We start from the raw sequence: 8,850 nt of genomic DNA, 5'->3' as shown, positions 1-8,850 counted from the left end.
GCCCCCCCCCCCCCCCCCGCCTCACCCCTCGACGTCTCCGCCTCGCCGCCCAGGCCGTCATTCTCGGCCTCGCGTTCGGGGCGCCGTTCGCGAGCTCCGACCGAGCAGCGGGCAGCCCGTCCACCCAGCGCCCAGCGTCCGTGCTCGCCGAACTCGCACGGGGCCACCGCTCTGTCGAGGACTCGTCTGCTGAGACGGTCTCCGCGGCTCACCGCGAGGCTCCCCGCGAGAGCACGCCTCCACGAGTCCGACGCGTTCCGCTTCCCCTCGTGGTCCGGCCCGCCAGCGGCCCGGTCAGCTCCCCGTTCGGCTGGCGGCGGCACCCGGTCACGGGGCGGACTCGGCACCACGACGGCGCTGACCTCGCGGTCCCCCTCGGCACCACCGTCCGGGCCGTGGCCTCGGGCGTCGTCCGCTCCGTCGGCCGCCGGTCGGGGTACGGTATGGTCGTCGAGGTCGAGCACGCGGCGCCACTCGGACGGCTCGGCGTCCGGACGCTCTACGCCCACCTCTCTTCGGCGAGCCGAGGGCTCCGAGCAGGCACCCGGGTCGGACGCGGTCAGCCCGTCGGTGCGAGCGGAGGCGTCCCCGGACGCGACGGCGTCTCGACCGGTCCGCACCTCCACTTCGAGGTCCGCGACGCCTCCGGACGAGCGCTCGATCCGGCCCCCTTCCTGGCCGTGTTGCCAGCCCGCCAGCGGGCGGACGAACAGCGTTGGCAAGTTATGTTTTCGTCCGGACGAAAACCCCCAACGGCCCGGCTCGACCCCCGCGGTGCGCGGCGGGCGCAGGCCGCTTTCGCACTGCCGGTCCCGGCAGGCTCAAGGGGAGAACGGAGGGGCGCGCGATGACGCCAGAGGCCACCGCACGCGCCACTCCCGAGAGCGCCCCGACGCCCCGGAAGAAGGGCGGTCGACCGAAGGGGAGCCGCCGCGGCGAGAAGGTCGAGGTCCGCGTGAGCGCAGCCGAGAAGGCCGACCTCCGGGGCGCCGCCCGCGAGGCCGGGCTGACGGTCTCGGAGTACGTCCGCCGACGGTCCCTCGGGCAGCCCGTCGTGGCGCGGGCCGACCGCGAGACGCGCGTGCTCCTCCGCCGGATCGGGGTCAACCTCAACCAGCTCGCGCGGGCAGCGAACGCCGCGGGCACCTCCCTCCCGCAGCGCCAGTTGGGCGGCGCGCTCGCGGAGCTCCGCGACGTGCTGGCCGGGCTCGGGTGAGATGGTCGCGAGTGCCAGCACCGCGTCCAGCTTCGGAGACCTCGCCAGCTACCTCGGCGGTGGCGAGGAGCGTGTGGGCTGGGTCGGGACGCGGAACGTGTTCGCGGACGACGTGCCGGGGACGGTCGCAGAGATGCGCGAGCAGGCGGCGCTCTCGTCGAAGTGCGAGAAGCCGGTCTACCACGTCACCATCGCGTTCGACCCGTCGGACAACCCAACCGAGGCGGAGATACGGGGGACCGTCGATCGGACGCTCCGCGACGTCGGGCTGGGGGACCACCAGGCGCTCGTCGTCCGCCACGTGGACCGAGAGCACGCCCACGTCCACGTGATGGTCAACCGCGTCGGGCCGGACGGGCGCGCGTGGTCCACGTCGAACGACCGGCGGCGGCTCCGGGCGTCGGTGGAGCGGCAGGAGCGCGAGCTCGGGCTGAGGTGGACGGGCCGGAACGCGCGGGCCGCTGGCGCCAGAGGCCAGACCGACCGAGGGTTCGCGCGCGAGGTCCGGGGCCGTGCGCTCGGCGACTTTCAGGGGGCGACCTCGTGGACCGACCTCGACGCTCGGTTGCAGGCGAAGGGGTTCCGCGTTGAGCGGCGCGGTCGCGGCGCCGTCGTGACGGACGGGAAGCGCGAGGCGAAGCTGTCGTCGGTGAGCCGGACGGTCAGCCGACCTCGGCTGGAAGCCCGCCTCGGTAGCCTCACGGCCCACCAGCGCTCCGGTCGCGTCCCGTCTCGGTCCGTGTCTCCCGAAGAGCACGGGACGAGAGAGAGCGGACGCCAGAGGCCCCAGGCGAGACGGACTCGCTCTGTGTCCGAACGGGCGCGAGGACGCATCCGCCAGAGGCGGCGGGGTGTGCTGAGGCGAAGCGCCCTCCGAACGCGCCGCGTGGGCCGTGCCGTCGGACGCGCTGTCGTCGCTGATGGGGAGCGCGACGCGGACGAGGTGTTCGGACGGACGGCGCTGAGGCTCGGCTCGCGCGCGGCCCTCCGCGCCGCCAGCCGGAGCGGTCGAGGAGCCTCCGGCGCACAAGAGCCATCACAGAGCCGGGACCCAGCCTCGCACGCGGCGCGGACCTACGAGGCCCGTGCGCGAGCCCGAGATGCCCGGCGGGGAGGGCGAGTGGACCGGATGGAACAGGCCGTCCTCGACCACGCGCGGACGGCCCGGCTCGTGGCCGAGCGCGAGAAGGCGCTCCAGGTGGTCGCCCGGATCCAGGAGAAGGCGGCAAGCGCCGTCTCGGCCGCCCAGAAGGGACTCGGCGACGCCCAGGCGCGTGCGTCCGAGGCGAAGCGCGCGTTCGGGGTCACGATGACGGAGACCTACGCGAAGCCGTCAGAGGCGGGGCAGGCGTTCTTGAGCGACGTCGAGTCCAGCGGCGTGGGCCGGGCCGCCCAACGGATGGCCGTCGACCCCGAGAGGTACGGGGCGCTCAAGACGACGCCCGCCACGTTGCGCTACAGCCTCACCCGAGGAACGACGACGGAGCTCGCGCGCACCGCCGCGCCGCTGGCGGCGGAACGCGGGCGCGCGTTCGTCGAGGCCCGGCAGTCCGTCCAGAAAGCCGAAGCCGAGGTGAGACGGGTCGGGGAGGTCCACCGCGCGGTGTCGTCCGAGCTGTCCGGAGTCCGGCCCCTCGCCCGGAGAACAGGCGTCGACGAGTTCGGCCCAGACGCCGTGAGGGCGCGGCTCGAACGGCTCGAGAAGGCTCTCCGGGAACGATCAGCCCGCTCGCCCGGCGTCAGGATCACGCCCGCCCGACTGGACGGCGCCGCTGGGAAGGCGCTCGGCGCGCGCGTGGGGTCAGTCGGCCTGTCCGCCGCGAAGGCTGCGGCAAAGACGGCCGCGAAGTCGGTCGTGCGGGGGGACTGACGGCGGCGCTGAGCTCGAGGAGGTCGCACGGTACCTGCCGTGTTAGTAACAGCGCCGGAAGTACATCGGGCTTGCCAACCACCCAAACGGAAAGACAACGCTGAAGGGGTTGCTGGACGTTGATGAGCGGACGGGTTTCCGAACGTCGGAAGCCCTACCAGCGCCGGTTTGCCCCATCCGCCGGGGACGCCCAGGTATCCGCCGTTAACTGGCTGGGGTCTGCGTTTGGGACGCCCCGCCCGAACAGGTCCCGGAAGAGAGCCGCCGCCCGCTCCCGCCTCCGTCGAGGACACCGACCGCGCCTCGGATGTCCTGGTACGTGCGGCTCCTCGCTGTATGCGTCGGTATCGTGTCGCGCCCGAGGGCTCTCGAAGTCGACGGCGTCCATTCGCCGACAGCGCCCGGCGAAGAGCAGGACCCGCTTACGTTCTCACGGACCCACGGAGCGGGACCGTCAACCGGAGCCGGGTCCCTCCCGTCTCGATGGGCCCGACGTCGAACTCCCCGCCGACGAGGTCCGCCCGGTGGCGCATGGTGCGGAGACCGACGCCCCCGGCCGCGGCGGTCGCGTCGATGCCCACGCCGTCGTCCTCTACCGTGAGCGAGACGTGGTCGCCTTCTGACTCGAGCGCGACCGTGATCCGGCTTGGCTGGCCGTGCTTGAGCGCGTTGGCGACCGCCTCCTGCGCGAACCGGTAGAGGTGGCCCTCCACGTCGGAGGGTAGCGCCGAGGGGTCGCCCTCGGCGCGGAACGAGACGTCGGCCTCCGACATCCGCACGGCGCTGTCGGCCAGGTCCGCCAGGGCCGAAGGGAGCCCGCCCGGCTCCATCTCCGATGGCGTGAGCCCACGAGAGAGCCGCCGGACCTGGCGGAGCGCCTCGTCGACCATGTCCGCGACGTCGACGGCCTCCGCCCGCTCGACGGGGGCGCCGCGCTCGATCCGCCGGACGAGCCCACGCGCGACCATCGAGAGGCCCGTGAGGTGGGACCCCACGCTGTCGTGGAGCTCGCGCCCGATCCCGACCTGCGTGGCCTCGACGGAGGCGAGGAGGTCAGCCTGGAGCCGTTCCCGGGCCTCCCGTTCGGCGACGAGCCGGGTGGCCCCCTGCCGGAAGGCCCGCGCCATGAGCCCGAGCCCTACCCCGCCGGCCGCGACGACGAACGCCACCCACAGCCGCCGCGGTTCGCCGGGACCGTACGTGACGAGCCCGAGGCCGACGTAGCCCACGGCGACGGCCACGCCCGTGAACGCGGTCACGGGCAGCCGCATCCGGACGACCGAGAACGCCAAGAGCAGGACCAGCACGATGAGGCTCCCCTCGAACCCCACCGTCGGCGTGGGGCGACCGGCCGTGGCGCCGACGACGGCGGCGACCTCGAGCACGGTCGCGACGTACGGGAGCGCGACGGAGGGACCGAGGCCGGCCTCGATCCGTCGTCGCGCCGACCGGGCGAGCCACAACTCGAATCCGGCCATCAGCGCCGTGAACCCGAGGGCGCCATAAAAGGAGGAGCGATCCGTCGACACGCCCCGGACCGCGTTGACGGCGCCGCCGACCGCGATGAGGCCGCCCATTCCGACGAAGAAAGCGGCGAGCGCGCCGCACCGGAGCCGCTCGGCCGTGAGCACGATGAAGCCGAGCGGGTCGGTGGCGTCCGCCGAGCCGCCGACGGGCACGGCGCGGGGCTCGCCCAAGCCGAACCGGCCGGTCCTCACAGGAGCCCCCGGTCCTGGGCGTGGCGGATCGCGTAGCGCATGAGTTCGCCGCCGCTCTTGAGCCCGAGCTTCTGCTTGATCCGCGCCCGGTAGCTCTCGACGGTGTTGGGGCTGACCACCATGGCCTCGGCGATCTCGGCCGTCTTGAGGCCCCGGCCCATGAGCTCGAGCGCCTCGAACTCCCGGTCCGAGAGCGCGTCGACGCCCGAGGCCGGCGTCGCGGCCGGGCCGCCCGAGAACTGGCGGACGATGGCCTCGGCCATCGACGGGCTCACGTAGGTCCCCCCGCGGAGGACGCGGCGGATGGCCTCGACGATCTGCTCGCCGGCCTCGCTCTTCATGAGGTACCCCCGGGCGCCGGCCTTTAGCACGCGCTCGGCGTAGAGGCCCTCGTCGTGCATCGAGACGACGAGGACAGGGAGCCCAGGCCGGACGGCCTGGAGCGACTTCACCAGCTCGACCCCGCTCATCCCGCCCATCGTCACGTCGGTCACGACCACGTCGCAGTCGTCGGGGAGGCCGGCGAGGGCGTCCTCGGCGCTCGCGGCCTCGCCGCAGACCTCCAGCCCAGGCTCCTCGCCGATGAGGAACACGTAGCCCTTCCGGGTCACGGCGTGGTCGTCGACGATGTAGACGCGGCGGTTCAGCGGAGCGGAGGCGGCGAGGCCCGGAGGATACGGGCGCGGTGGGGGGCGAGGATCCAGCGTGGTGGACTCCACCACGAGACGGGCACCTGGGACACCACGCCCGGAGGGTGGCCTCCGGCACGACCCCGCGGGCCCCCGCTCCGTTTGTTGCCTACCCACCCCACGCCATGCTCCGCCACGGCCTCCTGACCGCCTTCGTCACCCTCGTCGGATCTGGCTCCCCCTCCCCGATCGGGGCCGCTGTGGCGCGCGCGGCGGGCCTCGCCCTCGTGGGTGGCCGGAGTCTCTCTCCGCTACCCCTGAACTCTTCCGCGGCGCCCGTCCCCCGGCGGGCCGTTTCCATGCGTCTCTCGTCCCCCCTCCCCCTCGTCGCGCTGGCGGTGCTGGTCGGTCTCGGCCCAGCCGCCGCGGCGCAGGTGGAGTCCGCCTCCGACTCCCTCGCCGTCGACACGACGGCCGCGGCTCTCGATGTCGTCGTCGACACGGTGTCCACTCCGGCCATCGACCCGCCGAGGCCGACGGGTCCGACCGTCCCCATCAGCCTCGCCGCCGCCGTGGAGCGCGCGCTCTCGACGAGCGAGGAGGTCCAGCTCGCCCGCGCCCAGGTCGACCTCGCCGAGACCCAGGTCGACCAGGCCTACGCGTCTCTGTACCCGCAGCTCAGCGCGAACCTCGGCTACCAGCGGACACTGGCGTCCCAGTTCGACACGGGCGGCGGCGGGTTCGCGGTCCCCGACTCGCTCCAGTTCGACCCCGACCCGAACGCGCCCCTCGAAGACCGCGTCCGGTACCTTGAACAGAACACGCCGAACGCGGCGCTCGGCGCCCTCGGCGGTTTGTTCAGCGGGCTCCCCTTTGGGCAGGAGAACGCGTACACCGCGACGCTGAGCGGGTCGCAGACGCTGTTCTCAGCGCAGGCCTTCGTGGGCACGCGGATCGCGCGGGGCGCTCGCGAGGCCGTCGCCTACAACGAGACCGAGGAGGTCGCCGACGTCCGGCTCCAGGTCGAGCAGGCCTACATCCAGGCGCTCGTCGCTAGTGAGCTCGTCTCGATCTCAGAGGCCGCGATCGCGCAGGCACAGGCGTTCCTCGACCAGCAGCGGCTGTTCCTTCGGGCCGGGCGGGCGAGTGAGCTCGAAGTGCTCCGCGCCGAGGTCGAGCTCGAGAACCTCCGGCCGCAGCTGGTCCAGGCCCAGAACGCGGCCGACCTCGCCGTCCTCAACCTCAAGCGGCTCACCAACATCCCCTACGACCAGGCCGTCGAGCTCACGACCGAGCTCGCGCTTCCCCCCTCCGACGCGCTCGCGGACGTCGACCTCGACCCGGCGGCCGAGACCTCGCAGCGCGCGGCGATCCTCGCGGCCGAGGCCCAGGTCGGCATCCGCGAGCAGCAGGTCCGGCTCCAGAGGGCCGCGTACCTCCCGTCGGTCTCTCTCTCGACGAGCTACGGCCAGACGCTCTTCCCGTCGAGCGCGTTCGCCTTCGACACGGACCCCCGGACCGACTGGACCGTCACGGTCGGCGTCCAGGTGCCCCTGTTCGACGGGTTCCGGCGGCGGGCGCAGGTCGCCCAGGCCCGCGTCGAGCTCTCGCAGGCCCAGCTCCAGCGCGACCAGCTCGTCGAGGCCGTGCAACTCCAGGTGGAGCAGGCGCTCCGCGAGAAGCGGCGGGCCGCCGCCCTCATCGCCGCCCGCCAGACGACGGTCGACCAGGCCGCCCGGGTCTACCGGCTGACGGAGCTCCAGTACCGCGAAGGGCTGGCGACCCAGCTCGAGGTCTCGAACGCCCGCCTCGGCCTGCTTCAGGCCCGGAGCAACCTCGTCCAGGCCCTCGCCGACTTCTACACGGCCGACACCGACCTCGCGCGGTCTCTGACGGGCGCGACCGGCGCCACGTCCACCTTCTCGATGGGCGGCGGCGCGCCGCTCGCCGACCCCGTCGACCTCGCGCCGCCCGCCCCGGGCGTCCCCTCGGACGGCACCCCGCTCGACGGCGGCGCAGACGGCGCTCCCAACAACCCGACCCCGACCGGCAACAACACGCCGGCCCCCACCGACGGCTAAGCCTCACCCATGTCCACGATGAACATCCTGACCCGCCGGGGGGCCACGACCGGGCCCCGCCGCGCCGCGCGACTCGCGCTCCTCCTCCTCGTCGGCCTCACCGCGTGCAGCGGCGAGGACTCTGCCGACGACCTCGCCGAGGCCGAGGGGGCCCCGCTCGTCCTCGCTTCCACGGACGTGGCCGAGGTCGAGACCGGCGAGATCCAGGCCGGCATCCAGATCACCGGCACGCTCGAGCCCGCCCAGCAGGTCGACGTCAAGGCCCAGGTGGGCGGCACGATCGGGTCCGTCCGCTACGAAGAGGGGCAGGCCGTCGGGCGCGGGGCCGTCATGGCGACGGTCACGGCCGAGGGCGTCCGGAGCCAGGCCGCGGCGACGCGCGCCGGCGTCGGGAGCGCTCGCGCTGGCGTGTCGAGCGCCGAGGCCGGCGTCTCCAGTGCCCAGGCCGGCGTCGAGGCGGCTGAGGCCCAGCTGGCGCTGGCGCGCGAGCAGGCCGAGAGCGCCGAGCTCCTCTACAACGAGGGCGCCATGTCGCGGCTCGACTACCAGGCCGCCCAGGCCCAGGTCGAGGCGGCGCAGGCGCAGCTCGCGTCGGCGCGGGCCGGCCTCACCGCCTCGCGCGGACAGGTGACGGCGGCCCAAGGCCAGGTGGCCTCGGCGCAGTCGCAGGCCACGTCGGCCGGTGAGCAGGCGGCGCGGACCGTCGTCCGGTCGCCGCTCTCCGGCTCCGTCAGCGCGCGGACGGTCGAGCTGGGCGAGGCGGTCAACCCGGGCCAGACGCTCTTCACGGTCGTGAGCACGAGCGCCCTCGAGCTCCGCGGGCAGGTCGGTGTCGAGGAGGTCCGGCGCGTCCGCGTCGGCGACCCGGTCGTGTTCCAGATCGACGGGTACCCCGGGCAGACCTTCCGCGGCTCGGTCTCGCGCATCGACCCCACGGCCGACCCCGCCTCACGCCAGGTCGGCGTGTACCTCCGGATGCCGAACCCGAGCGGGCTCGTCGGCGGCCTCTTCGCGACGGGCACCGTCGTCTCCGAGACCGTGGCCGACGCGCTCCTCGTGCCAGAGAGCGCGGTCCGCACGCGCCAGACCGAAGACGGCGAGGCCGCGACGGTCTACGTCGTCCGCGACGGCGTCATCCGCCAGCAGCCCGTCGGCATCGTCCAGCGCGACGAGGCCCGCGGCGTCGTCGCCATCCAGGGCGAGATCACCGTCGGCGACCGCGTGATCGTCGCGCCCACCACCGACACCGTCGACGGCGCCCGCGTCCAGCTGGCGGCCACCCGCTCCGGCGCCGACGCGCGCCCCTCCGTCGCCCGCGAGAGCGAGTAACCCCCCC

General features: G+C 74.0%; 7 protein-coding genes. 5 read left to right on the top strand and 2 right to left on the bottom strand.

The features are described 5' to 3' along the window. The first annotated feature begins 140 nt into the window (after positions 1 to 140). Genes B1759_RS20550 through B1759_RS16245 form a run of 3 tightly spaced genes read left to right on the top strand, consistent with a single transcriptional unit; the run spans position 141 to position 3,086 of the window. On the top strand, positions 141 to 851 hold the full coding sequence (locus tag B1759_RS20550; protein WP_369811380.1) for a M23 family metallopeptidase: 711 nt from the start codon (positions 141 to 143) through the stop codon (positions 849 to 851). Further along, positions 848 to 1,216, top strand: a complete 369-nt coding sequence (gene mobC, locus B1759_RS16250; RefSeq protein ID WP_095516134.1) for a plasmid mobilization relaxosome protein MobC — start codon at positions 848 to 850, stop codon at positions 1,214 to 1,216. Before B1759_RS20550 ends, mobC begins: the two co-directional genes overlap by 4 nt. A gap of 1 nt (position 1,217) precedes the next feature. Further along, positions 1,218 to 3,086: a relaxase/mobilization nuclease domain-containing protein gene (locus tag B1759_RS16245; RefSeq protein WP_095516133.1), complete on the top strand. Its 1,869-nt coding sequence runs from the start codon at positions 1,218 to 1,220 to the stop codon at positions 3,084 to 3,086. A gap of 422 nt (positions 3,087 to 3,508) precedes the next feature. Here B1759_RS16245 and B1759_RS16240 read toward each other — a convergent pair whose 3' ends face one another. Together B1759_RS16240 and B1759_RS16235 are read right to left on the bottom strand one after the other, a co-directional pair. Continuing rightward, on the bottom strand, positions 3,509 to 4,783 hold the full coding sequence (locus B1759_RS16240; RefSeq protein ID WP_095516132.1) for a sensor histidine kinase: 1,275 nt from the start codon (positions 4,781 to 4,783) through the stop codon (positions 3,509 to 3,511). Between the two features lie 17 nt (positions 4,784 to 4,800). Continuing rightward, positions 4,801 to 5,523 carry a response regulator transcription factor gene (locus tag B1759_RS16235; protein WP_198948962.1) on the bottom strand — a complete coding sequence of 241 codons (723 nt, stop codon included), beginning with the start codon at positions 5,521 to 5,523 and terminating at the stop codon, positions 4,801 to 4,803. 269 nt (positions 5,524 to 5,792) lie between these two features. Between B1759_RS16235 and B1759_RS16230 the strand changes: the two genes are divergently transcribed. Together B1759_RS16230 and B1759_RS16225 are read left to right on the top strand one after the other, a co-directional pair. Then, positions 5,793 to 7,514, top strand: a complete 1,722-nt coding sequence (locus tag B1759_RS16230; RefSeq protein WP_158225312.1) for a TolC family protein — start codon at positions 5,793 to 5,795, stop codon at positions 7,512 to 7,514. Positions 7,515 to 7,523: 9 nt separating this feature from the next. After that, a complete protein-coding gene (locus tag B1759_RS16225) occupies positions 7,524 to 8,843 on the top strand; it encodes an efflux RND transporter periplasmic adaptor subunit (protein WP_095516130.1) in 1,320 nt (439 codons plus the stop codon). Positions 8,844 to 8,850: the final 7 nt, after the last annotated feature.

Origin of the sequence: Rubrivirga sp. SAORIC476 (assembly GCF_002283555.1) — a bacterium.
GTDB lineage: Bacteria > Bacteroidota > Rhodothermia > Rhodothermales > Rubricoccaceae > Rubrivirga.
This window is presented reverse-complemented; position numbering and strand designations above follow the sequence as displayed.

What these genes read in the sequence shown, in the direction of transcription:
- B1759_RS16230 (WP_158225312.1), top strand. Translation starts at nt 5,793, where the DNA reads ATGCGTCTCTCGTCCCCCCTCCCCCTCGTCGCGCTGGCGGTGCTGGTC.
- B1759_RS16225 (WP_095516130.1), top strand. Translation starts at nt 7,524, where the DNA reads ATGTCCACGATGAACATCCTGACCCGCCGGGGGGCCACGACCGGGCCC.
- B1759_RS16245 (WP_095516133.1), top strand. Translation starts at nt 1,218, where the DNA reads ATGGTCGCGAGTGCCAGCACCGCGTCCAGCTTCGGAGACCTCGCCAGC.
- mobC (WP_095516134.1), top strand. Translation starts at nt 848, where the DNA reads ATGACGCCAGAGGCCACCGCACGCGCCACTCCCGAGAGCGCCCCGACG.